Origin of the sequence: Halomonas sp. LC1, from assembly GCF_030247125.1 — a bacterium.
In the GTDB taxonomy this organism is placed as follows: domain Bacteria; phylum Pseudomonadota; class Gammaproteobacteria; order Pseudomonadales; family Halomonadaceae; genus Vreelandella.
The window spans coordinates 250,422-275,528 of the sequence record NZ_JASSPG010000007.1 but is presented as its reverse complement, the minus strand read 5'-3'; the positions used below and the strand labels follow the sequence as shown (position 1 = coordinate 275,528).

At 59.4% G+C, this 25,107-nt stretch carries 21 protein-coding genes and 1 other RNA gene; 10 read left to right on the top strand and 12 right to left on the bottom strand.

Going from position 1 to position 25,107, the window contains the following annotated elements; genetic code table 11:
* Positions 1-32: 32 nt before the first annotated feature.
* The 3 genes from ubiH to QIT27_RS13315 all read right to left on the bottom strand — a co-directional run bounded on the left by ubiH (position 33) and on the right by QIT27_RS13315 (position 3,302).
* The gene (gene ubiH / locus QIT27_RS13325; protein WP_285264122.1) at positions 33-1,271 is read right to left on the bottom strand and encodes a 2-octaprenyl-6-methoxyphenyl hydroxylase; all 1,239 of its coding nucleotides are present in this window, start codon (positions 1,269-1,271) and stop codon (positions 33-35) included.
* 90 nt (positions 1,272-1,361) lie between these two features.
* On the bottom strand, positions 1,362-2,699 hold the full coding sequence (gene pepP, locus QIT27_RS13320) for a Xaa-Pro aminopeptidase (protein ID WP_285264121.1): 1,338 nt from the start codon (positions 2,697-2,699) through the stop codon (positions 1,362-1,364).
* 24 nt (positions 2,700-2,723) lie between these two features.
* Positions 2,724-3,302, bottom strand: coding sequence for a UPF0149 family protein (locus QIT27_RS13315; protein WP_159340539.1), 579 nt, complete (start codon positions 3,300-3,302; stop codon positions 2,724-2,726).
* Positions 3,303-3,469: 167 nt separating this feature from the next.
* Between QIT27_RS13315 and QIT27_RS13310 the strand changes: the two genes are divergently transcribed.
* The 3 genes from QIT27_RS13310 (at position 3,470) to QIT27_RS13300 (ending at position 4,662) form a co-directional block, all read left to right on the top strand.
* A complete protein-coding gene (locus QIT27_RS13310; protein ID WP_159340538.1) occupies positions 3,470-3,778 on the top strand; it encodes a cell division protein ZapA in 309 nt (102 codons plus the stop codon).
* 59 nt (positions 3,779-3,837) lie between these two features.
* Positions 3,838-4,020, top strand: a non-coding RNA gene (gene ssrS, locus QIT27_RS13305) — 6S RNA.
* A 6-nt stretch (positions 4,021-4,026) separates the two neighbouring features.
* The gene (locus QIT27_RS13300; RefSeq protein WP_253018768.1) at positions 4,027-4,662 is read left to right on the top strand and encodes a 5-formyltetrahydrofolate cyclo-ligase; all 636 of its coding nucleotides are present in this window, start codon (positions 4,027-4,029) and stop codon (positions 4,660-4,662) included.
* 408 nt (positions 4,663-5,070) lie between these two features.
* Here the strand turns inward: QIT27_RS13300 and ilvA are convergent, their stop codons facing one another.
* Positions 5,071-6,585, bottom strand: a complete 1,515-nt coding sequence (gene ilvA / locus QIT27_RS13295; protein WP_159340536.1) for a threonine ammonia-lyase, biosynthetic — start codon at positions 6,583-6,585, stop codon at positions 5,071-5,073.
* 157 nt (positions 6,586-6,742) lie between these two features.
* Between ilvA and rpiA the strand changes: the two genes are divergently transcribed.
* Complete coding sequence (rpiA, locus tag QIT27_RS13290) at positions 6,743-7,414, top strand: ribose-5-phosphate isomerase RpiA (RefSeq protein ID WP_285264120.1); 672 nt, start codon at positions 6,743-6,745, stop codon at positions 7,412-7,414.
* Here the strand turns inward: rpiA and waaA are convergent.
* From waaA to QIT27_RS13275, 3 genes are read right to left on the bottom strand one after another with little or no spacing between them, the layout of a single operon-like run.
* Positions 7,409-8,695 (bottom strand): lipid IV(A) 3-deoxy-D-manno-octulosonic acid transferase, encoded by a 1,287-nt coding sequence (gene waaA, locus QIT27_RS13285; RefSeq protein WP_285264119.1) that lies wholly within the window; start codon positions 8,693-8,695, stop codon positions 7,409-7,411. The two genes, rpiA and waaA, sit on opposite strands and share 6 nt — an antisense overlap.
* A complete protein-coding gene (gene hldE / locus QIT27_RS13280) occupies positions 8,695-10,125 on the bottom strand; it encodes a bifunctional D-glycero-beta-D-manno-heptose-7-phosphate kinase/D-glycero-beta-D-manno-heptose 1-phosphate adenylyltransferase HldE (RefSeq protein ID WP_285264118.1) in 1,431 nt (476 codons plus the stop codon). Before hldE ends, waaA begins: the two co-directional genes overlap by 1 nt.
* A complete protein-coding gene (locus QIT27_RS13275) occupies positions 10,115-11,212 on the bottom strand; it encodes a glycosyltransferase family 9 protein (RefSeq protein ID WP_253505443.1) in 1,098 nt (365 codons plus the stop codon). Before QIT27_RS13275 ends, hldE begins: the two co-directional genes overlap by 11 nt.
* Between QIT27_RS13275 and QIT27_RS13270 the strand changes: the two genes are divergently transcribed.
* Positions 11,211-11,954: a 3-deoxy-D-manno-octulosonic acid kinase gene (locus QIT27_RS13270; RefSeq protein WP_285264117.1), complete on the top strand. Its 744-nt coding sequence runs from the start codon at positions 11,211-11,213 to the stop codon at positions 11,952-11,954. The two genes, QIT27_RS13275 and QIT27_RS13270, sit on opposite strands and share 2 nt — an antisense overlap.
* Here QIT27_RS13270 and QIT27_RS13265 read toward each other — a convergent pair.
* A complete protein-coding gene (locus QIT27_RS13265) occupies positions 11,936-13,054 on the bottom strand; it encodes a glycosyltransferase family 4 protein (RefSeq protein ID WP_285264116.1) in 1,119 nt (372 codons plus the stop codon). The two genes, QIT27_RS13270 and QIT27_RS13265, sit on opposite strands and share 19 nt — an antisense overlap.
* An 84-nt stretch (positions 13,055-13,138) precedes the next feature.
* Between QIT27_RS13265 and QIT27_RS13260 the strand changes: the two genes are divergently transcribed.
* Positions 13,139-14,206 (top strand): glycosyltransferase family 9 protein, encoded by a 1,068-nt coding sequence (locus QIT27_RS13260; RefSeq protein WP_285264115.1) that lies wholly within the window; start codon positions 13,139-13,141, stop codon positions 14,204-14,206.
* Here QIT27_RS13260 and QIT27_RS13255 read toward each other — a convergent pair.
* Positions 14,144-14,905, bottom strand: coding sequence for a glycosyltransferase family 2 protein (locus tag QIT27_RS13255; RefSeq protein WP_285264114.1), 762 nt, complete (start codon positions 14,903-14,905; stop codon positions 14,144-14,146). The two genes, QIT27_RS13260 and QIT27_RS13255, sit on opposite strands and share 63 nt — an antisense overlap.
* A 143-nt stretch (positions 14,906-15,048) precedes the next feature.
* Here QIT27_RS13255 and QIT27_RS13250 point away from each other — a divergent pair, with 143 nt between their 5' ends.
* Positions 15,049-16,701 (top strand): sulfatase-like hydrolase/transferase, encoded by a 1,653-nt coding sequence (locus QIT27_RS13250; RefSeq protein WP_159340527.1) that lies wholly within the window; start codon positions 15,049-15,051, stop codon positions 16,699-16,701.
* On the opposite strand, the gene waaF is transcribed toward QIT27_RS13250, so the two are convergent.
* Together waaF and rfaD are read right to left on the bottom strand one after the other, a co-directional pair.
* Entirely contained in the window at positions 16,691-17,737 is a 1,047-nt protein-coding gene (gene waaF / locus QIT27_RS13245) for a lipopolysaccharide heptosyltransferase II (RefSeq protein ID WP_285264113.1), read from the bottom strand. The two genes, QIT27_RS13250 and waaF, sit on opposite strands and share 11 nt — an antisense overlap.
* Positions 17,730-18,686 (bottom strand): ADP-glyceromanno-heptose 6-epimerase, encoded by a 957-nt coding sequence (gene rfaD / locus QIT27_RS13240; protein WP_159340525.1) that lies wholly within the window; start codon positions 18,684-18,686, stop codon positions 17,730-17,732. Before rfaD ends, waaF begins: the two co-directional genes overlap by 8 nt.
* A gap of 109 nt (positions 18,687-18,795) precedes the next feature.
* Between rfaD and glyQ the strand changes: the two genes are divergently transcribed.
* The 3 genes from glyQ to gmhB all read left to right on the top strand — a co-directional run bounded on the left by glyQ (position 18,796) and on the right by gmhB (position 22,560).
* The gene (gene glyQ, locus QIT27_RS13235) at positions 18,796-19,767 is read left to right on the top strand and encodes a glycine--tRNA ligase subunit alpha (protein WP_159340524.1); all 972 of its coding nucleotides are present in this window, start codon (positions 18,796-18,798) and stop codon (positions 19,765-19,767) included.
* Positions 19,767-21,833, top strand: a complete 2,067-nt coding sequence (glyS, locus tag QIT27_RS13230) for a glycine--tRNA ligase subunit beta (protein ID WP_253018758.1) — start codon at positions 19,767-19,769, stop codon at positions 21,831-21,833. Before glyQ ends, glyS begins: the two co-directional genes overlap by 1 nt.
* A 166-nt stretch (positions 21,834-21,999) precedes the next feature.
* Positions 22,000-22,560, top strand: a complete 561-nt coding sequence (gmhB, locus tag QIT27_RS13225; protein WP_285264131.1) for a D-glycero-beta-D-manno-heptose 1,7-bisphosphate 7-phosphatase — start codon at positions 22,000-22,002, stop codon at positions 22,558-22,560.
* Positions 22,561-22,673: 113 nt separating this feature from the next.
* Here gmhB and gyrB read toward each other — a convergent pair whose 3' ends face one another.
* Positions 22,674-25,094: a DNA topoisomerase (ATP-hydrolyzing) subunit B gene (gene gyrB, locus QIT27_RS13220; RefSeq protein WP_285264112.1), complete on the bottom strand. Its 2,421-nt coding sequence runs from the start codon at positions 25,092-25,094 to the stop codon at positions 22,674-22,676.
* Positions 25,095-25,107: the final 13 nt, after the last annotated feature.

The following is a 25,107-nucleotide window of genomic DNA, read 5'->3' as shown; positions in this document are numbered from 1 at the left end:
GCTTAGGTCATTGAGGGCGCTGGATGAGAGCGTCAGCGCTCCAGGCCCATCGCGCGGCGTGCCAAGCCACGGCGCAGCGGGCCAATCAAATTAAGGCCGATCAACCCAGCGCCACGGGCGTGGGGCAGCAGCGGCCACGAGTAACCAAACAGCCGCACTAAGCCGTCACTAAAACGGATCACATTGGCGCGGTCTTGGGCGCGGCGGCGCTCAAACGCCTGCAACGTGTTCATATCTCCCAAGGAGCGCTGCTGCTGAGCCCCTTGGGAGAGCGCTTCCACTAAATCCATCACCGAGCGCAGCGCTAAATTGAAGCCCTGGCCAGCCACCGGGTGCAGCGCATGGGCCGCATTGCCCAACACGGCTAAGCCGGGGCGAACGGGCTCTTCTGCCGTCACTAGCGACAGCGGATAGCTAAACCGCTGGCCAACGCGGGTGAAGCGCCCGACTCGGTCGCCAAACGCCTGCTGAAGCTGGCGTAAGAACGCTGCATCCGGCAGCGCCATTCGAGTGCCTTCACTACCGCTGGCGTGGGTCCAGACCAGCTCCATGGCCTGCCCCGGCAGTGGCAGCAACGCGATAGGCCCCTCGGAGGTAAAGCGCTCGTAAGCAACCCCTTGATGGGGCTGGCTAATGCCCACATGGGCAATGACCGCCGTTTGCTCATAGGAGTGACGGCGGCTGGCGATTCCGAGCTGCTCCTTCAGCCCCGAGCGGCCGCCATCGGCCAAAATGGTCAACGCCGCCGTTAGCTCGCTTCCATCGGAAAGCCGCAAATGGTGGCCGCTGGCCATGGGCGTTAGCCGTGCCACCGTGGCCGGGCAGTACCACTCGATAGGCAGTTGCTGCAGCTTTTGATGCAGCACGCGCCCCATCCAGGCGTTGGGAATCACGTGCCCCAAGGCAGCGACGCCTAGCTCTTGTGCATTAAGGCGCGTCGCGCCCAAACGGCCCCGCTCGCTAATATGAATACGATGGATCGGTGTGGCCTCGACCTGCATCGCTTCCCACACGCCTAGCTGGCGAAAGCGCTGCGCCGAGCCTTCGGCAATGGCGCTTGCCCGGGCATCGAAGCTCGGCTGCCACGTCGTGTCCTCAGTGCTCTGCGGTAGCGCATTGGCTTCGATGATGGCGACCCGCCAACCGTGGCGCTCGATGAGCGGTGCCAATGCACAGCCCAAACTGGCCCCCACCAGCCCTCCGCCCACGATCACGATGTCATGGGTGGGCGACGGCGCTTGTGGATGTGGTCCCTGCTCAGCCCCATGCATTGGCCTCTCCTCGTTCATATCGCACGATCACTGCGATTCGTAATTTCGTAACGTAGCTTACATAATCAATTAGCCGCGTGATGCAGCTGGTTATTTATTCGCCATTAACTGCTCAATATCGGCCACCTGTTTCGGTACGTCCGCGGTCAAGATGTCATGGCCCTGGTCGGTGACCACCACGTTATCCTCGATACGAATACCGATACCGCGATAAGCGTCGGGAATATCGTCGTCGCTGGGAATGTAAAGGCCGGGCTCGACGGTCAGCACCATGCCGGGTTCCAGCGGCCGTGGAGTGGCCTCGTCGAGGCGATAGGTGCCCACGTCGTGGACATCCAGCCCTAGCCAGTGCGAGGTAGAGTGAAGATAGAAGCGCCGATAGCTCTCGTCATCGATACGCGCTTGCACGTCGCCCGACAGCAGGCCTAGCTCGATGAGGCCAGCGGTGAGATCCGCCACGACCCGTTGATGGATCTCCGCTAACGTCGCGCCGGGAGCGATGGCATTCACCGCGCGCACCTGGGCATCGAGCACCACTTGGTAGAGCGCCCGCTGAGCGTCATTGAAGTGACCGTTGACCGGAAAGGTGCGCGTAATGTCACCTGCGTAGAGATCGAACTCCGCCCCAGCATCGATCAGTACCAGCGTGTCCTCCTCCAGCACATCGCTGTTTTCAATATAGTGCAGCACGCAGGCATTGGCGCCGCCGCCGACGATCGTGCTGTAGGCAGGCCCGCTAGCGCCGTGCCAAACAAAGGTGTGCTCCAGCTCGGCCTGGAGCTGATATTCGCTCAGCCCAGCTTGGCAGGTGCGCATGGCGCGCACGTGGGCCTGAGCGGAAATCGCCGTCGCATGGCGCAGCAGTGCAATTTCGGCGGGGCTTTTGATCAAGCGCATCTCGTGAATCAGCGGGCGACTATCCAACCAGCCTTTTAGCGCGGGCTTGCCACGGCGCATGCCCGCCTGCGCGTAGGCCAACGCGTCTTCGGCAATGCTCAGCGCGTCGGGATTATCCAGCGGCACATAAAGCAGCTCACGGCCATCGAGCAGCGTGGGCAGCAGAGCGTCGCGCTCGGCATTTTCGAACGCTTGGTCGAGGCCATGCTGGCTGACAACGCCCTGCGCCCCTAAACGGCGGCCGGTCCAGGCTTCCAGGGTGGGGTCGCGGTCTTGGCAGAACACCACGCTTTGCCCTTCAGCACGGCCCGGCAACAGAACTAGCAGCGCCTCCGGCTCCTGAAGGCCGGTCAAGTAGTAAAAATCGCTCTGCTGGCGGAAGGGGTACTCGCTGTCGTGGGAGCGGGTCACCAAAGACGCCCCAGGCACCAGCAGCGCAGCATGGCTCGGCAGCTTGGCCATGAGCCTCTCTCGACGCTGACGGTACTCCTCAGGCTGAATGGCAGCGGGGAGAGGCAGTTGCGTGGGCATAACGGCTCCTTTAGGCGTGGTGGCTCAATGAACGGGGGCGTCGGTTTGCTCTACCTGGGGCTGCCCCGGATGCTGTTCGGTATAGAGCAGCATGGCCGCCATCCGAGCGTGTTCGGTCAGGGCAAACAGATCGTTCTCGTTCTCGGGGCTATCGTCGATGTCGGTCTCGATCTGACCGAGGCCTTCCAGGTCATCGATCGCTTCTTTTAGGGTTTGCGACCAGCGCTCCCGCAGGGTGTCGTCGGCGACGTCCTCGATCACTTCCATGAAACCCAATGTCCACTCTTTCAGCCCCTGTGCCTGCTCGGCAAGAGAGAACAGCTCGTCGGGCAGCAGCGGCGCGTAGTTCATATCGCTCGCGCTCAATGCTTCCAACGTCTGGCGCCGCCAGCCTAACAGGCGCTCGGCGCTGGCCGGGTCACGGGGTTGCTCTACCCCTAGACTGAGGCACACTTCTTCCAGCCATGCGTCGGCGGTGACATCGCGCAGCGCCAACAAGCCGCACAGTCGTCCATCCAGAAAGGCTGGGGACTGCATGCTGCCGTGGAGTAAAAATACATCCGCTACGTCAGAAAAATCCTGGCGCTCGTCAATCAATGACATGATTCTTGCTCGCTTTACCAAAGATGAAGGTATGACCACAGGGATAGGGCGGGGTGCCTGCGCGTTGACCCCGCATGAGCGGCTCTCTTATAGTGAACGCCGTCTATCCTTCCTATGTAGTGATGTTAACGCATCGGGCCCCTTGCTGGCCCGTGCTGGAGCCTTTGATGAGTCACGCAAAGCGGCCAACGAAAGAGATTACCCTACTGGGTCGCAGCTATATGATTGCCTGCGACACTGGCGAAGAAGCCCAGCTCGAACGCGCTGCTCGCTATTTGGACCGCGCCATGCACGGCATTCATGCCCAAAGCAGCGTCCTGGGCAGCGAGCGCATCGCAATCATGGCCGCGCTCAATATTACCCATGAACTGCTGGAAGCGCTGGATGAGCACCGTGCGGGTGAAGCCAACCTCAGCCGTTTAAACGACCGGCTCGAACGTGCATTGGCCGGTGCCCGGCCGCGCAAAGAGCCTTGAGCGGCTCGCCCACTGCAACCGAGACTTTGGCATTGGCAGCGGCTCTGTTAGGATAGCGGTGTTCTCTGGGATGTACGCCAGTCGTTATAGTCCCTCGAGCCTATGCGCAGTACCCAGGGGGCCAAATGCTAGCCAGACCCGTGTGCATGTCCGTGCGTCGGAAAGCCTGACGGTTTGGCTGCGGCCACCCACCTGAACCAGTAGGTTCAGGGCCAGAACGACAGCGGCATTCTGGGGAACACTTTGTGATGACCTTTCGCGAGATGACCTCTACCTCACCTAGCGACAAGCAGGCCCTTCGGCGCGATTTGAAACGCCGCCGCCGTGCGCTATCCGCCCAGCAGCAACGGCAAGCCGCCTTGGCTCTGTGTCAGCGCTTGAAACAGCTTCCTGAAATTCGTCGCGCCAAGCGCATCAGCCTCTACTTGCCGGTCAATGGCGAGATTGATCCTACGCCACTGATTCCTTGGCTACGCCAACGCCGTGTGGCCATCTACCTGCCCGTACTTCGCCCGTTTAGCGGCAACCGCCTCTGGTTCGTGGCGTATGATGCCAACACCCCGATGATCAACAATCGTTTCGGCATTGCTGAGCCCTGCCCCCGATTTGCTGCCCAGCGCCGCCATCGGCTGCCCGCCTGGGCCCTGGATACGCTCATCGTGCCGCTGGTGGGGTTCGATCAGCAGGCCAACCGGATGGGTATGGGCGGCGGATTCTATGACCGCAGTTTGGCGTTTATGCGTCGTCCGGGGCCTGCGCCTGCGCTGATTGGCGTGGCCCACGCCTGCCAGCAGGTAGAAGCGCTGCCCGTGGAACCTTGGGATATTCCGCTCACTGCGGTCGCCAGCGATATCGGCGTGGCGCGCCCAAACAAAACGGGCTGATCACAAGGATCAGCCCGTTTTGTTATCTAGTCACCTAGTAGGTGCAGCATGAGTGCTGAGCGCGCTATCATTAACCATTGGTTAACTCCCCGACAGCGCCTGTGCATATCCAGTGGCTAATACACCGAGCAAAAACACCACTGTCAATGCCATCACCATATCAGGCTTTCTACGCCGCATGCCTCTTCTCCAACGTCTTTCGCAGTTGCCAAATGCCCTTAGTGCGTCACCAAGCTTTTCATTTTGGGAAGATGACACACCTCATTAATTTCGATCACGACTATAGGGCCATAAGGGGCTCGATGACAACTGCTAAAAGCACTATTTTAGCCCCGCAATTAAACGTTTCAGACTCCCTCAACTGCCTAGCAGTTCTAGCTTGCGCCGTTAGCGGGCACTTACATTACGTTACGCCATGAAGAGTCGGTAGGCGGGGTTGTCGCTCTCTTGCCAGTAGCGGTAACCGATGGCATCTAAGTACTCGGTCACGTGAACCCGGTCTTCGCTCGGCACTTGCATTCCCACGAGCACACGCCCATAGGCGGCCCCATGATTGCGATAGTGAAACAGCGAAATATTCCAGTCGTGTGGCAATTGGGTTAAGAAATTCATCAAGGCCCCGGGACGCTCTGGAAACTCGAAACGATACAGCTCTTCTTCGAAACGCTCGCTGGGGCGGCCGCCGCTTAAATGTCGAATATGCAGCTTGGCTAACTCGTTATCGGTCAAATCTTCGACGTGATAACCGCCTTCGCGCAGTTTATCGATCACCGCTTGGCGATCTTCACCACCCGGCTTGACCTGTACGCCAACGAAAATGTGCGCTTCGCTATCGTCGGCATAGCGGTAGCTAAATTCGGTCACCATGCGTTTGCCCAGCGTGCGGCAGAACTTCTTAAAGCTGCCGGGTTTTTCGGCGATGGTGACGGCCAGAATGGCTTCGCGCTGCTCGCCCAGCTCGGTGCGTTCGGCAATATGCTGCAAACGGTCGAAGTTGGTGTTGGCGCCCGAGTTAATGCACAGCAGCGTCTCGCCTTCTGCACCGGTTTGCTGCACGTACTTCTTTAGGCCCGCTAACGACAGCGCGCCGGAGGTTTCAGCGACGGCGCGGGTATCCTCGAAGATATCTTTCACCGCGGCGCACATTTCATCGGTATTGACGGTGATCACATCGTCGATCAAATCACGCACCAGCGAGAACGGCACCTCGCCAATTTGCGCGACCGCCACACCTTCGGCAAAGACGCCCACCTGGTCCAGCACCACGCGCTCACCGGCGTCCAGCGCAGCTTTCAAGCAGGCGCTATCCTCCGCTTCCACACCGATGATTTTGATATCCGGGCGCAGGTACTTCACGTAGGCAGCCACCCCGGCAATCAGCCCGCCGCCGCCCACGGGGATGAAGATCGCATCCAAACGGCCGCTGTGCTGACGCAGAATCTCGACGCCAATGGTGCCTTGCCCGGCCACCACGTCGATATCGTCGAACGGGGGAATATAAGTGTAGCCATGCTCTTTGATCAGCTCTTGGGCGTGTTCGGCAGCGGCGGCAAAGGCATCGCCTTTCAGCACGACTTTCGCCCCACGGGCACGCACCGCCTGTACTTTGATGTCTGGCGTGATGCGTGGCATGACGATCACCGCTTTCACTCCCATCAGCTTGGCTGCCATGGCCAACCCTTGTGCGTGGTTGCCCGCGGAAGCGGCGATCACGCCCTTGGCTTTCTGCTCATCGGTCAACTGGGCCATTTTGTTGTAGGCCCCGCGAATTTTGAACGAAAAGACCGGCTGCAAATCTTCCCGCTTAATCAAAATCTGGTTGTTGAAACGACGCGACAAAAAGGGAGCGGGCGAAATGGGCGTCTCACAAGCGGCTTCATAAACGCGGGCTTGGAGGATCTTTTTGACGGTTGCTTCGAGCATGCTGACATCCCAGAAAAATGACGTGGCCCTGGCGGGTGCGAACAAAACCTTTATTGGTAGCAGATTACGACTGGCAACGTCTAGCGGCGTTTCCATCGGCACTCGCCGCTTAGGCCGTTATACTAAGGGCGACTGCCTCCCTGATACTGGAACCATCATGACACAAGATGAACTAAAAGCCGCTGTGGCGGATGCCGCTATTCGCGAAATTGAGCCGTACCTGGAAAAAGAGACGGTACTAGGTATCGGCACGGGTTCGACAGCCAACCTGTTTATCGACCGCTTAGGCCCTCTGCGTGACCGATTCAAAGGCGCCGTGGCCAGCTCGGAAGCCAGCGCCGAACGACTCAAAGGCCTGGGCATCGAGGTATTTGAACTGAACCATGTGGGTGACGTGCCTTTCTACATCGATGGTGCAGACGAAGTGAATGCTCACCTACATATGATTAAAGGCGGCGGTGCAGCGCTGACTCGAGAAAAGATCGTCGCCGCCTGCGCCAAGCGCTTCATCTGTATCGCCGATGGTTCCAAATACGTGCCACAGCTGGGCCACTTTCCGCTGCCGGTGGAAGTCATTCCCATGGCGCGCTCCTACGTGGCGCGGGAGCTGGTCAAGCTAGGCGCCGAGCCCGTCTATCGTCAGGGCGTGGTGACCGATAACGGTAACCATATCATCGACTGCTTTAACTTTATGATCGATGATCCGGTCGCCATGGAAGCGCGCATTAACAGCATCGTGGGCGTCGTGACCAACGGCCTGTTCGCCGCACGCGGAGCCGACGTACTGCTGCTCGGCAAAGCAGAAGGGCTAGAGCGGACGGCGCTATAAATAGCGACCCAGCCCATCCAGGGTGCGCGACAGCGCCCCGCGATGGGCTTCGATCACCGCCTGCCCTGCCTCACCCGCCTGCCGAGCACGTTGAGGGTAGGCGATATACTCTGCCAGGGTGCTTGCCAACGCTTCTGGGGTATCCACCACGGTCAGCGCCTTGGCCGCCAGCAGTGGCTCGGCAACATCGCTGAAGTTCTCCAGCGACGGCCCACACAGCACGGGCTTACCCAGTGCGGCAGGCTCCAATACGTTGTGCCCGCCCAGCGGCACCAAGCTTCCGCCTACGTAGGCCACGCTCCCCGCGCCGTACAGCGCCGCCAGTTCGCCCAATGTATCGCCCAGGTAAATCTGGGTGGCGGGTGTAACGGGTTGCTGCTCGCTACGGCGGCTAATCTCCCAGCCCTCGCGCTCGCACAGTGCCGCCACCTCGTCAAAGCGCTGAGGGTGGCGAGGCACCAGCACCAGCAGTGCGTCTGGAAAGCGTTTGAGCAACTGCCGGTGGGCCGTGAGCAGCAGCGCTTCTTCCCCGTCGCGGGTCGAGCCCGCGACCCAGACGGGCCGCTCTCCCCACGCCTGAAGTAAGTGCTCACTTTCCGCCAACGCCTTCTCAGGCAGTACCTGTTCAAACTTCAGCGACCCCACTACGGTGGTGGCGTCGGCCGCACACCCCAGCGCTTGAAAGCGCGCGGCGTCCTCTGACGATTTGGCGGCAAGCCACGTCACGTTGGCTAACGCGCTGTGCATCAGCGGGCGAAGACGCTGGTAGCGGGCAAACGCGCGGGGCGATAGTCGGCCGTTGACCACTGCAACAGGCACCGCCTGCCGGTGGCAGGCGTGAAGCAGATTCGGCCACAGCTCGGTTTCAAACAGGATGGCAAGCTCAGGCTGTACGCGGGCCACAAAGCGCTTGGCCGCGCCGGGGAAATCCAGAGGAAGAAAACGGTGGGTAAGACGACGCTGATCAGTAGCGCTCTGCTCTGCGATCAGCGCCAGCGCCTGCTGGGCGCCGGTGGCGGTCATGGTGGTCAGCAACACGCTATGATGAGGAAACCGCCCCAGCAGCCCTTCGATTAGCGGGCGGGCAGCGCGTACCTCGCCTACCGAGGCACAGTGCAGCCAAAGGCGCGGCGCGGGCGGCAGTGGTTCAAGGCGTATCCCCAGCCGCTGGAGCCGTGAGTAAGTGGGTACTTGCTCACGCCAGATACGCCAGCCCATCAGCGGCGCTAGCCCATACAGCACCGCCGAATAGGCCAATCGCGGCCAGCGGGATAGCGCCATTAACTTTCGCGATCCAGAATCGAGCTGATCATCGCCGAGGTGGACACACCGTCTTCAAAGCCCAGCACTTTCACCTCGCCACCGTTGGCAATCACGGCGCTGCCGCCAGCGATATCCTCTGGGCGGTAGTCGCCGCCTTTAACCAGGATATCCGGCAGTACTTGCTCAATCAGTGCAGCGGGCGTGTCATCACTAAACGGCACGACCCAATCCACCGCGCCGAGCCCGGCCAGTACTTGCATCCGCCGGTTCAGCGGGTTGATGGGGCGCTTTGGCCCTTTTAAGCGGCCAATGGAGGCGTCGTCGTTCACCGCCACAATCAGGCGATCACCTAGGCGCTTGGCCTGCTCTAAGTAACCCACGTGGCCCGCATGCAGAATATCGAAGCAGCCGTTGGTCATCACCACACGCTCGCCGCGACGCTGCGCGGCGCGCACGGCCTCCACCAATGCTGCCTGCGTAATCACGCCAAATTCGGCCAGCTTATCGCCGTGCAGCGCGGTGTAGAGCTCGGCAATGGAGAGCGTGGCGGTACCCGGCTTGGCCACCACTAGGCCCGCGCCGAGGTTCGCCAGCATCATTGCTTCCGGCAGCGAGTGGCCAGCGGCTAGCGCTAACCCCATCAGGCCAATCACGGTGTCACCGGCACCGGTCACATCGAACACTTCCTGGGCACGGGTGGGCAGGTGCAGCGGTGCATGGCCTTCACGAATCAGCGTCATGCCCTTTTCGCTGCGGGTAATCAGCAGCGCTTCAAGTTCCAGCTCAGCACGCAGCGCTTCGCCTCGCTCGGCCAGTATGGCGTCGGTGGCGCATGGGCCTGCCACGGCTTCAAACTCGGTCAAGTTGGGGGTAATCAGGCTGGCTCCCCGGTACTTGGTGAAGTCTTGGCCCTTGGGGTCGATCAGCACCCGCTTGCCGTGGTGGCGAGCCATCTCGATTAGCCGCTCCACTTGGTTGAGCGTGCCTTTGCCGTAGTCCGACAAAATCACCACGTCGCACTCAGGCAGAGCCTTTTCTACTTGTGCCAACAGAGCGCTGGTATCCACGCTGTCGAGGCGCTGTTCAAAGTCCAGGCGCAGCAACTGCTGGTTACGGCTCATCACGCGCAGCTTGGTAATCGTTGGTATTTCTGGGCTGCGCTGAAAGTAAGTGCTTACATTGGATGCAGCCAAGCGCTTGGTGAGCAGCTCGGCATTCTCATCCTCGCCCACGACCCCCGCCAGCGCCGCATGGCCGCCTAAGGACGCCACGTTAAGCGCTACGTTGGCCGCGCCACCGGGGCGGTCGTCGGCATCTTCCACGCGTACCACGGGCACCGGCGCTTCCGGGGAGATCCGCGAGGTGCCGCCGTGCCAGTAGCGGTCGAGCATGACGTCGCCTACCACCAGTACGCGGGCATGTTCCAGGGCGGTTAAATCAACTTTCATCCGAGGGTCCTGTTGTGGTCTGCGCTGCGGTATGCGCCAGCAGCGCGTCTAGCTTGGCAATCACATCGTCAGCCTTGATCAAGTCCATGGCATCGGCATGGCGTACTCGCTGCCCCCAGCTCACCTCGTCCACCGATTTATGCAGGTAGGTGCGTACCGCATCGGGGTAGGCATTGACGGCAAAGTCGCGCCACAAGTAGGGCGCGGCCCGCTGGGGATTGGTGGTGGCATAAAGGCCGAGCGTTGGCGTGCCCATGGCGTTGCCCATATGAGCCGGGCCAGTATCCGGCGCAATCACCGCGCGGGCGTTGTCGATCAGCGCCAATACGCCCTTCAACGAGGTGCCGCCAATGGCATTGATCACACTTCCTGACTGGCAGAGCGCTTCGATATGGTCACCCATTTCCCGCTCAAGCGGGCTGCCGCCACCGGTGAGTACGCTCTTCAGACCGTGCTGCACCCACGCGTGTTCAATCACGCTGGCGTAGCCTTCCACCGACCAGTTGCGGAAGTTGCGCAAACGCGCGTTGCTACAGGGGTTAATCACTAAATAAGGCGCATCGCCGCTGATAGCGCGGGCTTCCTCATAGGCCACTGCGGGCACCGCGAGATTCCACTCTAGGCGGTCGTCTTCGACGCCCAGTAAACGGGCGAAGTCCATGAATGACTCCAGCACGTGGGCGTTGGCATGGGGCGCTAGCTGGTGTTGGGTAAACCAGTGCTGAGCATCTTTGGCGCGGGCTTTGTCATAGCCGACGCGCACATTGGCTTTAAGCCCCAGCGAGAGCACGCTGGCGCGAATGGCCTGCTGCATATGCAGCAGCACATCAAAGCGGGTATCCGCCAGCTCACGCCAGATAGCGCGCATGCCGGAGAGCCCCGTCGATTTGTCGTACACAACAAACTCGACCCCAGAAAGCCCCGCCAGTAAACTGTGCTCCCCCTTGCCGATAATCCAGGTAATGCGCGCGTTCGGCCACTGACGCTGCAGCGCTCGCACCGTGGGCACGAGATTGCATGCGTCTCCCAACGCGGAGAGGCGCAAAATGGCAATATGGTTTGGTTGAGCAGGCAGAGAGGGCTTCATGCGCTTAGCGGCACTCCAGCAGAAAAATGGGCTGATTCTACATGATGCTGACAGTTTAAGTGACGCCTGCGCATCACACCAACTGTCCTCCCCTACTCACCCCTTGAGCACGGCGCTGTTTGAAGCGGCGTATTGGCGAACACGTCACTTGGTGGTCGGCGAAGCGCCGGGCCGTGGTAGCAGTTTGTTCCTGCAAGCACGCGACGACGAACAGTGGGTGCTGCGGCCCTACCAGCGAGGCGGGCTGATCGCCAAACTTAGCCAGCAGCGCTACGTGTGGCTGGGGGTCGAGCGCACCCGAGCGTTTCGTGAAGTGCGCTTGACCGCCGCGCTGTATGAGCAAGGCCTGCCCGTGCCGCGCCCGGTGGCCTGCTGTGTCACACGGTTTGGGCTGACCTATGAGGCGGCACTGCTGACCGTGCGCATTCCCGGCGCTCGGGCACTGGCCTCACTGCTCACTAATGGCGAGGCTGATGAGGCGCTATTAAAGCGCGTTGGCGCAATGATCAAGCGTTTTCACCAAGCAGGCCTGGACCATGTCGACCTCAACGCCCGCAACATTCTGGTGGATGAAACAGGCAAGCCCTGGCTGATCGATCTCGATCGCTGCCGCCTGCGCCCGCCAGGCAAGTGGCAGGCAAGTAACTTGCAGCGGTTGGAGCGGTCGGTGGTGAAGTTTGCCCCTAGCCAAGTGGAAAACCTGATGGCACCGCTTTACGCAGGCTATGCAGACGCCGTGTAAATCTCCATTAAGCGCTTCACGTGCTGCTTGTTACTGAAGTGCTCCTCCACGCGCCGACGCGCGGCACGCCCCATGGCTTGACGTGTGGCCGCATCACGAATGAGCGTGTCCATGGCATCGCGCCAGGCGGGCACGTCAAACGGGCCTACCAATACGCCGGAATCAGCATCCACTAGCTCCGGCAACGACCCGGTATTCGAGCCAATGATCGGCATCCCACAGGCCATGGATTCGATGATGGTCAGGCCGAACGCTTCGTTTTCCGAAGGAATGCACACCACATCCAGTACGGGCAAAATATCCGTCAGGTCACTGCGATGCCCTAGAAAGGTGATTTTATCCGCCAGCGGCGTGCCCGCGATGGTGCGCTGCAGCTCGGCATAGAACGCTTCCACGCCACCTGACGCATAGTCAGTGCCACCGATAGAGAGCGCATAAAAGTTAAGCGTGGGGTCAAGCGTTAGCAGGGCGTTTACCCAGACGTCCTGGCCTTTGCCAGGCGTCACCCGGCCCGGCAGCCCGATAAGCACCGCGTCTGCCGGCACACCCAGCGCTTCACGCTTAGCCGTAATGGCGGCAGGGTCACGATTGGGCTGGTACTTATCGATATCGACTCCGTGGGGCAAGCAAATCACCCGCTCCTGGGGAAGCGGTAAATTGCGGATATTGCGCTGATACGTTGCTTGGCTAATAGACAGCACACGATCAACGCTGCCATAGGCAACACGGTGATAGGGGCTTTTTTTAGGGCGCTGCCCGCCCACGTGATCTGTATAAATTATTCTTAGCTTCGGTAGCAGCGCTTTTAACAGGGTGGTGAGGCGTAGATCACTCGATTTATGGCAGTGAATGACGGAGATGTTTTCCTCCTTCAACCAGCGACGTATCGACAGCAGGTTGACCAGCGCCTGCCCGTTGCTCGCAAAGGCCTTATACGCCACTCCATTACGCTGCATGTAAGTTTCTACCTTGGTGTCTTTCAGGCAGATGCCGATGACGTCCCAACCTTCCGCCAGCAGGTCTTCTATCACCCGGTCTACGTATAGCTCCATTCCGCCTTTACCATCGGAAAGACACAGTTGCAGTACCTTATTTGCCATCGCTTGCCCTACCCAGCCGCCCACTGTTAAACAATCCTTACAATCTCTTGTAGTATACAGGCTGCTATTAACGGGGCCTAAATCATGGCGCAGAGACTGCTTGTCGTGCGTAACGACAAAATCGGCGATTTTATGTTGGCGTGGCCAGCCTTGGCGTGTTTGAAACAGGCATCGCCTGCGCCCCACGTCACTGTGCTGGTGCCCGCTTATACGGCCCCGTTAGCTAAGGCGTGCCCATGGGTAGATGAGGTCATTATCGACCCTGGCAGCCAGGCCGATAAAGCGGCGCAGCAGGCGCTATTGTTTCACGTGAAACAATCGAAATTTGATGCACTGCTAACGCTGTTCTCGACGCCGCGCATTGGTTGGCTAGGCATGAAAGCAGGCATTCCGCTGCGCGTTGCCCCGGCGACCAAGTGGGCGCAGGTGTTCTATAACGTGCGGGTACGCCAGCGCCGCTCGCAGTCAGCAAAGCCGGAGTACCAGTACAACGTCGATTTGGCCTGTGAACTGCTAGCTCGCCTTTCACTAAAGCTTTCTACCATGCCCTCGCCCCCCTTCTGGCCACTGGATAGCGCGCAGCGTCATGCCCAGCGCCAAACGTTGGTCAACGGCGCTTCAGAGCACGTGGTGGTGGTTCATCCTGGCAGCGGCGGCTCGGCTGTGAATCTATCGGTAGCGCAGTACGCCGCGCTGATCACTCAAGTGCACCAGCAGTGCCAGCACCTACCACTACGCTGGCTGATCAGCGCTGGCCCCAGTGAGCAGCCTCAGGCACAAGAGTTGAGGGAGCAGCTTGCCAAACAGGGCGTTACAGCAGACCACTTCCCCAGCACCGCAGGTGTCGATGCCTTTGCCCGACAGCTTGGCGGAGCGGACATGCTGATTGCCGGTTCAACCGGCCCGCTACATATCGCAGGCTGCCTGGACATCGCCACGGCGGGTTTTTATCCGGCTAAACGCTCCGCCACGCCGTTGCGCTGGCAAACCTGCAACCGGGCGGAAAAGCGCTTAGCGTTTAGCCCGCCTTCAGGCGCCGACCAACAGGACATGACCGCTATCGATCTCAACGCGGCAGCCGAACAAATCTCAGCGCTGCTTCTCGGAGGTCTGAGTACGAACCCAGAGATCGGCGTACTTAGCGAAGGTTGAGTGAGCGGACAGCAGTGCTAACAACAGTCCCTGTTTGCCATCTTTAAAGCCCGCTTTGAGCACATACATTTTGAGAAAGCAGGCTAGGCCGTGGCTAATGCCCTGCCACAGCGTGGCCGTTTTACCCTGGGCGGCGCGCTGCTCTGCCCAGGCCTGGGCGTAATGTGCCGATTTTTCAAGATAGTGGCGCAGGTCGCGGTAGGTGTAGTGAAGCAGGTCGCCGGATAACGGCTTTTCCATCAGCCCGGCTTCTACCACCAGCTTTTCATGCACCAGCGCAGCGTTATAGCCTGCCTGGCGTTTCGGGTAGAGGCGCAGCACGCGGTCTGGGTACCAGCCAGAGTGGCGAATGAAACGGCCAAAGCACCACGACAGGCGGCTCACGCTGTAGGCAGCGGGCGGCTGCTGAATGGCGGCCTGAATGCTGGCGCGCAGCTCAGGCGTCACGCGCTCATCGGCATCGACCATTAAAATCCACTCGCCGTTTGCCAAAGCTTCCGCACGCTGGCGCTGAATACCAAAGCCTTGCCAGTCGGCGTTGACGCTCACATTCTGAGTGAACTCTCGCGCAATCGCGCACGTCTCATCCTGGCTACCCGCATCGAGCACCACGATTTCGTCGGCCCAGGTCAGGGTTTCAAGGCACTCACGTAAGTGGTGCGCTTCGTTTTTGACAATTAACACAGCGGAAATAGACACGTCTCACCTTTGCCCACTCAGTTTAAGGCGCACACGGTTCATCCGTGCTCCAAGCCTGTTGAGTGACATGCTAACACGGCCACGAGGCGCGTCTTTTGATAAGCTGGCCTCCTCATTTAGCACGTTCTGAAAAGGAATACAGGATGTCCGCCTCAAGGTCACTCAAACTTACCCCCTGGCTGCCGCTGGTCGTGATGGGTCTTAGCCTTGGCTATGCCGTTACCGTACTGACGCGCCTGCCCTGGTGGACGCTTTTTTTGATAGCGGCGGTATGGATTGGCATAGGTATCAAGCTGCGTTGGGGTGCACCGCTCAATGCGCGCTACCGCCCCATGTGGCCGTGGTCGCTGGCGCCCCTTAGCTTATTCAGTATCTATGTCTATTTAGCGGACAGCTTTGGCAACGTCGACCTGGGTGCGGTGTTTTTTCACCTGCAGGCGGGCATGGCGGAGCACGGCGGTGCGGGTAAAATGCTGCTGGCGCTTACCTATACCGTGACGGTCTTGGCCGTCCTCGTGTCGGTGACGTGGCTATCGCGTCACGACCAGCGCTGGCGATTGACCGAGCGCTTCTTCGCCATCGCGCTGCTGGCGGCCAATCCACTGCTTTATGGCATCGGTCAGCGCAGCGCTGCCATCGTCACGGACGACGGCGCGTGGCTCGACCGCCGCTACGTGGCTCCTCTAACCAGCGACCAGCCCGATTCCCCCAACCTGCTGCTGATGTATTTGGAAAGCATGGAGCGCACCTACAGCAACGAGCTGTTTGGCGACGCGTACGCGGATTTGACCGCGCTGGGCGAGCGCGGACTGGTGTTTGAGGGAATTCATCAGATGGAGAACACCGGTTGGACCATGGCCGGAATGATTGCTAGCCAGTGCGGCGTGCCGCTCATGCCCGCAGGCCTGCTACACGATAGTCAGTTCGAGCCACTCAATCAGGTGGTGCCCGGCGTTGACTGCCTAGGAGACGTGCTGGCCGGACAGGGCTATCGGCTCAGCTTTTTTGGGGGGGCCAGCACCCAGTTTGCCGGCAAGGGCCTTTTCTATCGCGGTCACCAGTTCGATACCGTAAAAGGCAAAGAGGAGTTGCTGCCTGAACTCGACGACCCCGAGTATGTGAATAGCTGGGGGCTGTATGACGACACACTATACGACGTGACCGCCGACGAGATTCGCCGCTTGAGCGACGAGGACGACGGCCCCTGGGCGGTGGTGAATTTAAGCATCGCGGGCCATGCGCCCAGCGGCTTTCCCTCGCAAACCTGCCTGGACCGCCAGGGCCCGTTCGATGGTCAGGACATTCTCTACTCGGTGAAGTGCTCTGCACGCCAAGCCCGAGACTTCATCGAGCGTTTGGAACAAGAGGGGCTATTGGAGAATACGCTGGTCGTGGTGCTCAGCGATCATCTCACCATGCGCGTATCGGTGTGGGATCAGCTCACCGCGCTGGATCGTGACAATACGCTCATCATGCTGGGCGACGGTATACGCCCGCAGCGAGTGCGCCGAGGCGCGACCATGCTCGATGTCTTCCCCACGATCCTCGACGCCATGGGGCTACCGCTGGAGGAACATCGCGCAGGGCTAGGCGCTTCGCTGCTCAGCAGCCAGCCTACGCTGGTCGAGATTCATGGACTGCAAGCGCTAAACGAGCGCCTACGAGAGGAAACCGCGCTGCAACATCGCCTATGGGATGGACTCACGCCCCAACGGCGCGAGCCTGACGAGAACGCCATTGACCAAGTCACCGAAACCCCTGCCGACCAAGCCAATGAAATGGAGATCATGCGCTAACGATGACACCGCTGGCGTTATGGCGATCGGCTCGCATTGCCTGATATACCCGCTCCACGTCTAACTCGTTCAAGCAGTTCGTATGGCCCAACGGGCACGTGCGCTGAAAGCATGGCGAACAGGAGAGGCCCAGATAGTGGATCTCGGCGTTGCTCGTCAGCGGCGGCGTATAAGCGGGCGATGACGAGCCATACAGCGCATGGATGCGCACGCCTACCGCCGCTGCCACGTGCATCAGGCCCGAATCGTTCGTGACCACTTGACGACAATCGGCGAGCAAATCCACGGCATCGGCCAGCTGGGTCTTTCCGCACAGATTATGCGCATGCGGCAGGCCCTTGACGATGGTCTGCCCTGCCGCATGATCTTTCGCCCCGCCCAGCACTCGAACCTCGAAGCCTTCCTTGATCAATTTGGCAGCCAGTTGGTGAAAGTACGCCAACGGCCACTGTTTGGCGGGGCCATACTCTGCGCCAGGCATCATGCCAATGGCAGGACGAGAGGAGAGCGCATGGGACAGGCGCAAGTTCACCAAATTATCGCGGTCGATGGTGAGCCGTGGCTTGGGTATCGTGAACTGCCCGCTTTGTGCCTCTTCCAACGGCAGCCCCAGCGATACAAACCGTTTGACGGTTTGATCCAGCACCTGCTTGTCGAGTTTTCGACGCTCTTTTAGCAAGCCGTAGCGGTGCTCGCCTAAGAAGCCCACGCGTTCGGGGATACGCGCCATGAACGGCACCAGCGCTGCTTTCCAGGAGCGTGGCAGCACGATGGCACGATCAAAACGGCCCCGTAGCCGGGCCGCCAGCTCCCGGCGGCTGGCCAGTCCAAACTCTCCGTGGCCCACTGCCAATGGCAGCACTTCATCCACCTGCGGCATACGCTCGAGAATCGGCTGTGACCAGCCGGGGGCAACTACCCCCAGCGTGGCACCTGGGTAGCGCGCTTTTAAGGTCATGAATAGGCTTTGGGCCATGACCATATCACCGACCCAGGAAGGCCCTACGACCAGCAGACGCTTGGCAGAGTTAGCCATTCAACCACTCCAAGTACGCTTTCACGCCCTGGGCAACGGTTTTGAATTCCACGTCGCAGCCTGCCGCACGCAGGTTGCTAATGTCAGCGCGGGTGTAGCTCTGGTAGCGCCCTTTCAGCTCTTGAGGAAACGGAATGTAGTCGATTTCGCCCTGGCCATAGAAGTCGATGACCGCTTCGCCAATCGCCTTGAACGGCTCGGCGCGGCCAGTGCCCAGATTGAAGATACCCGACGCACTGGGGTTATCCAGGAACCAGAGATTTACATCGACCACATCGCCCACGTAGACGAAGTCGCGGCTCTGCATGCCCGCCTCGTAGCCGCCGTAAGCACCGAACAGCTTCAGCGTTTCGCCGTTACGGATCTGCAGGTGGTTGTGGTACGCCACGCTGGCCATCTTGCCTTTATGCTGCTCTCGCGGCCCGTAAACGTTGAAGTAGCGGAAGCCCACCACCTGGGTGGTCAGCTCGTTCCAGCGCGAGCGTACGTGCTGATCGAACAGCAGCTTAGAGTAGCCGTACACGTTGAGCGGCTTTTCATGCTCCGGCGCTTCCTTGAACACCTCGCTGCCGCCGTAGGTCGCTGCCGACGATGCGTACAGAAAAGGAATGCCCAGTTTTTCACAGTAGTTGAGCAGCACTTTGGAGTACTCGAAGTTATTTTCCATCATGTAGTGGCCGTCCCACTCGGTCGTATCCGAGCAAGCACCTTCATGGAAAATCGCATCGATGGTGGGCAAATCCACCGTTTCACCACGCAGCGCGGCTTTCACGCGGGCGATGAAATCATCTTTATCCAAGTAGTCAGCGAGTGTGCAGTCCGCCAAGTTGACGAATTTGGTGCCATCGCGCAGGTCGTCGACCACCATCACATCATCACGGCCACGAGCATTTAGCGCTTTGACAATATTGGCGCCGATGAACCCGGCCCCGCCTGTTACAACGATCATCTCGTTCTCCTTACCAAAAGCGGCTCTTTGGCTAACGTGCCTATAACCCATCTGCCTGTGATTGTATACTTGACGGCTTATGAATTCATGGCCAACGGTGCTTTCCGCGATGAGTGTCTCGACAAACCAATCGACACCCGATGTGTCGACCTTTCAAGGCTTGATCCTTGCTCTGCAACAGTACTGGGCAGAACAGGGCTGCGTCATCCTTCAGCCCCTCGATATGGAAGTCGGCGCGGGCACCTTCCACCCCGCCACCTTCCTGCGGGCGATTGGTCCAGAAACCTGGAACGCTGCCTACGTTCAGCCTTCCCGCCGCCCAACCGACGGCCGCTACGGCGAAAACCCCAACCGCCTGCAGCACTACTACCAGTTTCAGGTGGTGATGAAGCCCTCCCCCAGTAACCTGCAGGATCTTTACCTGGGATCGTTGAAGCGTTTAGGGCTCGACCCGCTGATTCACGACGTGCGCTTCGTGGAAGACAACTGGGAATCCCCCACCTTGGGTGCCTGGGGCCTTGGCTGGGAAGTATGGCTCAACGGCATGGAAGTGACGCAGTTCACCTACTTCCAGCAGGCGGGCGGCATCGAGTGCTACCCCGTCACCGGCGAGCTGACCTACGGGCTCGAGCGTATCGCCATGTACCTGCAGAACGTCGATAGCGTTTACGACTTGGTATGGGCCATCGCGCCGGACGGCAGCAAAGTCAGCTACGGCGATGTCTACCTGCAAAACGAGCGCGAACAGTCGGCGTATAACTTCGAGCACGCCGATGTGGATCAGCTCTTCGCGGCGTTTGATCACCAGGAAAAAGAGTGCAGCAAACTGTTGGCTGCGAGCCTGCCGCTGCCCGCCTACGAGCAGGTGCTCAAAGCGTCTCATACGTTCAACCTATTGGATGCCCGCCACGCCATTTCCGTAACCGAGCGTCAGCGCTTCATCCTGCGCGTACGCACCATGGCGCGTGATGTTGCTACCGCCTACTTCGAGTCTCGTAAAGCAGCAGGCTTCCCCATGGCATCGGAAGCATTACGCCGTGAACTGTTACAAGAAGAGCTCGCCGAGCAGGGAGACGCATAATGGCCTTTGATACGCTTTTATTAGAACTGGGCGCAGAAGAGCTTCCACCCACCGCGCTGGACGCGCTCTCAGACGCGTTTGCTGCTGGCATTGAAAAAGGCCTGCAAGACGCTGAGATTCCCTTCGATGCGGTGACTGCCTACGCCACGCCGCGCCGCCTAGCCGTGAAAGTTACCCGGCTTGCCGACAAGCAGCCAGACCGCGAAGTAGAGCGCCGCGGTCCCGCCCTGGCCGCCGCATTTAAAGACGGCGCCCCCACCAAAGCAGCAGAAGGCTTTGCCCGCTCCTGCGGCGTCAGCGTGGATGACCTGATTCACCTGGAAACCGATAAAGGCACCTGGCTTGGCTACCGCGAACAGCAGCAGGGTGACAGCGTACAGGCGCTGCTGCCTGAGATGGTACGTAAAACGCTCCAGTCGCTGCCGGTGCCCAAGAACATGCGCTGGGGCGCGTCCCGCGTCGAGTTCTCCCGCCCGGTTCACTGGCTGGTGGCGCTGTATGGCAACGAGGTGATTGCGGCCGAGGCCCTGGGGCTTCAAGCCAGCCGTACCACTTACGGCCATCGCTTCCACGCGCCGGATGCCCTTCAGCTCGAACACGCCGATGACTATCTATCAGCACTGGAAAACGCCTACGTACTGGCCGACCGCCAGCAGCGCCGGGAGCGTATTCGTGAACAGGTGCTTGCCGAGGCCGAAGTTCAAGAAGCCAACGCCGTCATCGACGAAGACCTGCTGGTCGAGGTCAGCGGCTTGGTAGAGTGGCCCGTCGCACTGACCGGCAGCTTCGACGAGCGCTTTTTGAAAGTGCCCGCGGAGTGTCTGATCTCCTCCATGAAGGCCAACCAGAAGTACTTCCACCTGCTCGATGACCAGGGCAAGCTGAAGCCGTTGTTCATCACCATCTCGAATATCGAGAGCCAAGACCCTGATCAGGTGATCTCCGGTAACGAAAAGGTCATTCGTCCGCGTTTGGCGGATGCGGCCTTCTTCTACGATACCGACCGTAAACAGACCCTGGCCTCGCGCATTCCGCAATTAGAAAGCGTGGTCTTCCAGCAGCAGCTGGGCACGCTGGCGGACAAAGCCCGCCGTAGCACGGCCATTGCAACCTTTATCGCCGAGCGCATTCACGGCGATGTGGCCCACGCGCAGCGTGCCGTGGCACTGGCAAAATGTGACCTCGTCACTGAGATGGTGCTCGAATTCCCAGAGCTGCAGGGCATCATGGGTCGTTACTACGCCGAGCAGGATGGCGAGCCTGCGGAAGTTGCCCAAGCGTTAGAAGAGCAATACCTGCCCCGCTTTGCCAGCGATGCGATTCCGCAAAGCCTCGCCGGACAGGCGCTGGCGCTAGCAGATCGTTTGGATACCCTGGTGGGCATCTTCGGTATCGGCCAGCGCCCCACGGGCGCAAAAGACCCCTTCGCCCTTCGCCGCGCCTCCATTGGCGTGCTGAACATTCTGGTGAAAGGCGAGCTGAACCTCGACTTGCGTGAACTGCTGCAAGTGGCGGCTGATCAGCACCAGAATCTCCCGAAAGCTGATGGCCTGGTAGACGACGTGTTGACGTACATGCTCGACCGCTTCCGCGCTTGGGGTCAGGAAGAGGGTATCTCTGCCGAGATGTATCTCGCGGTTCGTGCTCGCCCGGTCACCAATCCGCTGGATTTTGCGCGCCGATTACGCGCCGTGAAAGCCTTCGCCCAGCGTGAAGAAGCCGCGGCACTAGCCGCTGCGAACAAGCGTGTTTCCAACATCTTGAGCAAACAGGAACACGACGGCAGCACGCAGGTAGACGCCTCGCTTCTTCAAGAAGCCGCGGAAAAGGCCCTGTTTGAAGCCGTCACGGCTAGCCAGCAGCAGGTGGCTCCGCTGTTCGCAGCAGGCGATTACCAGCAAGCGCTAGACGCGCTTGCCACGCTGCGTGAGCCGGTCGATGCCTTCTTTGATCAGGTCATGGTCATGGCGGATGACGATGCCATTCGTCGTAACCGCCTTGCTCTGCTGGCCAGCCTGCAAGCGCTGTTCCTGGAAGTGGCCGATATCTCTCAGCTACCCCAGTAATACCGTGAATGTTTGAGAGCGCCGACGGTCCCAGAGGCGCAATCGATAGCCCGGCTTTGATAAGCCGGGCTTTTTATTGAACGCATGAATGTTTCACGTGAAACACTCGCTCATTCGTACACCAGAGCTTACCCTACCCAGAGACGTTTTCGCAGAAGAGAGCCTTATGATCACCGCGCAGCAACTTGTGATACTGGACCGCGATGGCGTGATTAATCACGACTCGGATGCCTATATCAAATCCCTGGATGAATGGATCCCTTACCCGTCTGCCATACACGCGATTGCCCGTCTAACGCAGGCAGGCTTTACCGTGGCAGTGGCTACCAACCAATCCGGCATCGCCCGTGGCTACTACGATGACGCCACGCTAAGTGCCATGCACGAGCGTTTGCATACTCTGGTGGAGGCACAAGGCGGACAGATAGCACATATCGCTTACTGCCCTCACGGGCCAGACGATCAGTGTGGCTGCCGTAAACCGCTGCCCGGGCTATTGACCGAAATACGTGACAAGCTGACGCTCTCCAATCTGACAGGCAGTTGGATGGTGGGCGATAGCCTTCGCGACCTACAGGCGGGGGCAGTGATGGGATGCCGTAGCGTTCTCGTGAAAACGGGTAAAGGGGAAAAGACTCTCGCCAAAGGGGATGGGCTGGAGCACGCACTGGTCTACGCTGACCTGGCTGCCTTTGTAGACGACCTATTATCAGGGGCCTTGGATTAACCTTTTGATGCGATTTTCACGCTGGTCTTAACCACATATAAAAAAACCGCAGGCGCTTCGCCTGCGGTTTTTACTTTTCAATGTTTCACGTGAAACACATTGAAGAAGCCACTTTAGATATCGAGGTTAGCAACGAGCGCGTTGGTCTCGATAAAGTCGCGACGCGGCTCCACTTCGTCACCCATCAGGGTGTTGAACATCATATCTGCCGCTACCGCATCTTCGATGGTAACCCGCAGCATGCGACGGCTATCCGGATCCATGGTGGTTTCCCACAGCTGGTCCGGGTTCATCTCGCCTAGCCCTTTATAACGCTGCACAGAGAGGCCACGCTGGCCTTCCTGCATCAGCCACGTCAGCACTTCAGAGAAGTGTGCAACGGGCTTCTGGCGCTCACCACGGGCGATATAGGCACCCTCATCCAGCAAGCCGTTGAGGGTTTCCCCTAAGCCTGCCATGGCGCGGTAATCGGCGCTTTCGAAGAAGTCCAGGCCCCACACATATTCCGTGGTGACGCCGTGGGCAATCAGCGATACCGTCGGTAGATGCAGGCCACGCTCGGTGTCTTCTTGCAGGTAGAACTGATAGCGCGGGCCGCCTTCATAGGCCACCATGTCGTCCATGGCTTTTTGCAGCTCGGCAATCCAGTTTTCCATGGTGACGCGATCTTTCAAGCTGCCCTCACCCTGCAACGCTGTCGCATTGACGGCTTGCTTGAGCACTTCGATGGGGTACACCCGTGCCAAGCGGTCGATACGCTTCATCACGTTACGGTACTGATTGACCAGTGCTTCTAACTGCGACCCGGTAATGCCAGGCGCGTCTGCATTGACGTGCAGCCCTGCCCCATCCAGTGCGGTGGTGGTCAGGTAATCGATCATCGCCTGCTCATCTTTCAGATAGAGCTCTTGCTTACCACGTTTGATTTTATAAAGCGGCGGCTGCGCGATGAAAATGTGGCCACGCTCGATGAGCTCCGGCATCTGGCGGAAAAAGAACGTCAGCAGCAGCGTTCTGATGTGCGAGCCGTCAACGTCGGCGTCGGTCATGATGATGACCGAGTGGTAGCGCAGCTTATCGGGATTGAATTCTTCCCGACCAATGCCGCACCCCAGCGCCGTAATCAGTGTCCCCACTTCGGCGGAGGAGAGCATCTTGTCGAAGCGCGCTTTTTCGACGTTCAGGATTTTACCTTTTAGCGGCAAAATGGCCTGGGTACGACGGTCACGTCCCTGCTTGGCACTTCCCCCCGCCGAATCACCCTCCACCAGGTAAAGCTCTGATTGGCTGGGATCTTTCTCTTGGCAGTCGGCCAGTTTGCCCGGCAAGCCCGCGATATCTAGCGCGCCTTTGCGACGCGTCATGTCTCTGGCTTTCCGCGCTGCCTCACGAGCACGTGCGGCGTCCAGCATCTTGTTGACGATGGCTTTGGCTTCGTTGGGTTTTTCGATCAGGTAGTCGGCGAACAAGCGCCCCATCTCCTGCTCCACCGCTGTCTTCACCTCGGACGAGACGAGCTTGTCCTTGGTTTGCGATGAGAACTTCGGATCCGGCACTTTGACGGATATGATGGCCGTCAAGCCTTCGCGCGCATCGTCACCTGACGTGTTCACTTTGGCTTTTTTCAGCAGGCCTTCCGCTTCGATATAGTGGTTGAGCGTCCGCGTTAGCGCAGCACGGAACCCTGCCAAGTGGGTACCGCCATCCCGCTGAGGAATGTTGTTGGTGTAGCAGAAGATGTTTTCTGTAAAGGCATCGCTCCACTGCATCGCCACTTCTACTTCGACACCATCCTCGCGCACAGCATTAAAGTGGAAGACCGGGTTGAGGACAGTCTTATTCTTATTCAGGTGGTCGACGAATGCCTTCAAGCCACCCTCATAGTGGAACAGCTCCTCTTTGCCGCTACGCTCATCCATCAGGCGAATGGCCACACCCGAGTTGAGGAAGGAGAGCTCGCGCAGGCGTTTCGCCAGAATATCGTAGTGAAATTCGATATTGGCAAACGTCGCCGGTGACGGACGAAAATGCACGCGGGTACCGCTTTTTTCCGTTTTTCCTACGACGCCTAGCGGCGCTTGCGGCACGCCGTGATGGTAAATTTGCTCGAACACTTCCCCTTGGCGCCAAATCGTCAGGCGCAGCTCTTCAGAGAGAGCGTTCACCACCGATACACCCACACCGTGCAAGCCGCCCGATACTTTATAAGAGTTATCGTCGAACTTACCGCCCGCGTGGAGCACCGTCATAATGACTTCAGCCGCAGAGACACCCTCACCTTCGTGCAGCTCGGTTGGAATCCCCCGACCATTATCGCTCACGGTTACCGATTCATCCGGGTGGATCACCACGCGAATTTCGCTACAGTGACCGGCCAAAGCTTCATCGATGGAGTTATCCACCAGCTCGAAAACCATGTGGTGCAGCCCGGTGCCGTCGTCGGTGTCACCGATGTACATGCCTGGACGCTTACGTACTGCGTCTAGCCCTTTGAGCACCTTGATGCTTGATGAATCGTAAGCCTGCTCGCTCATTGACCACTCCGTC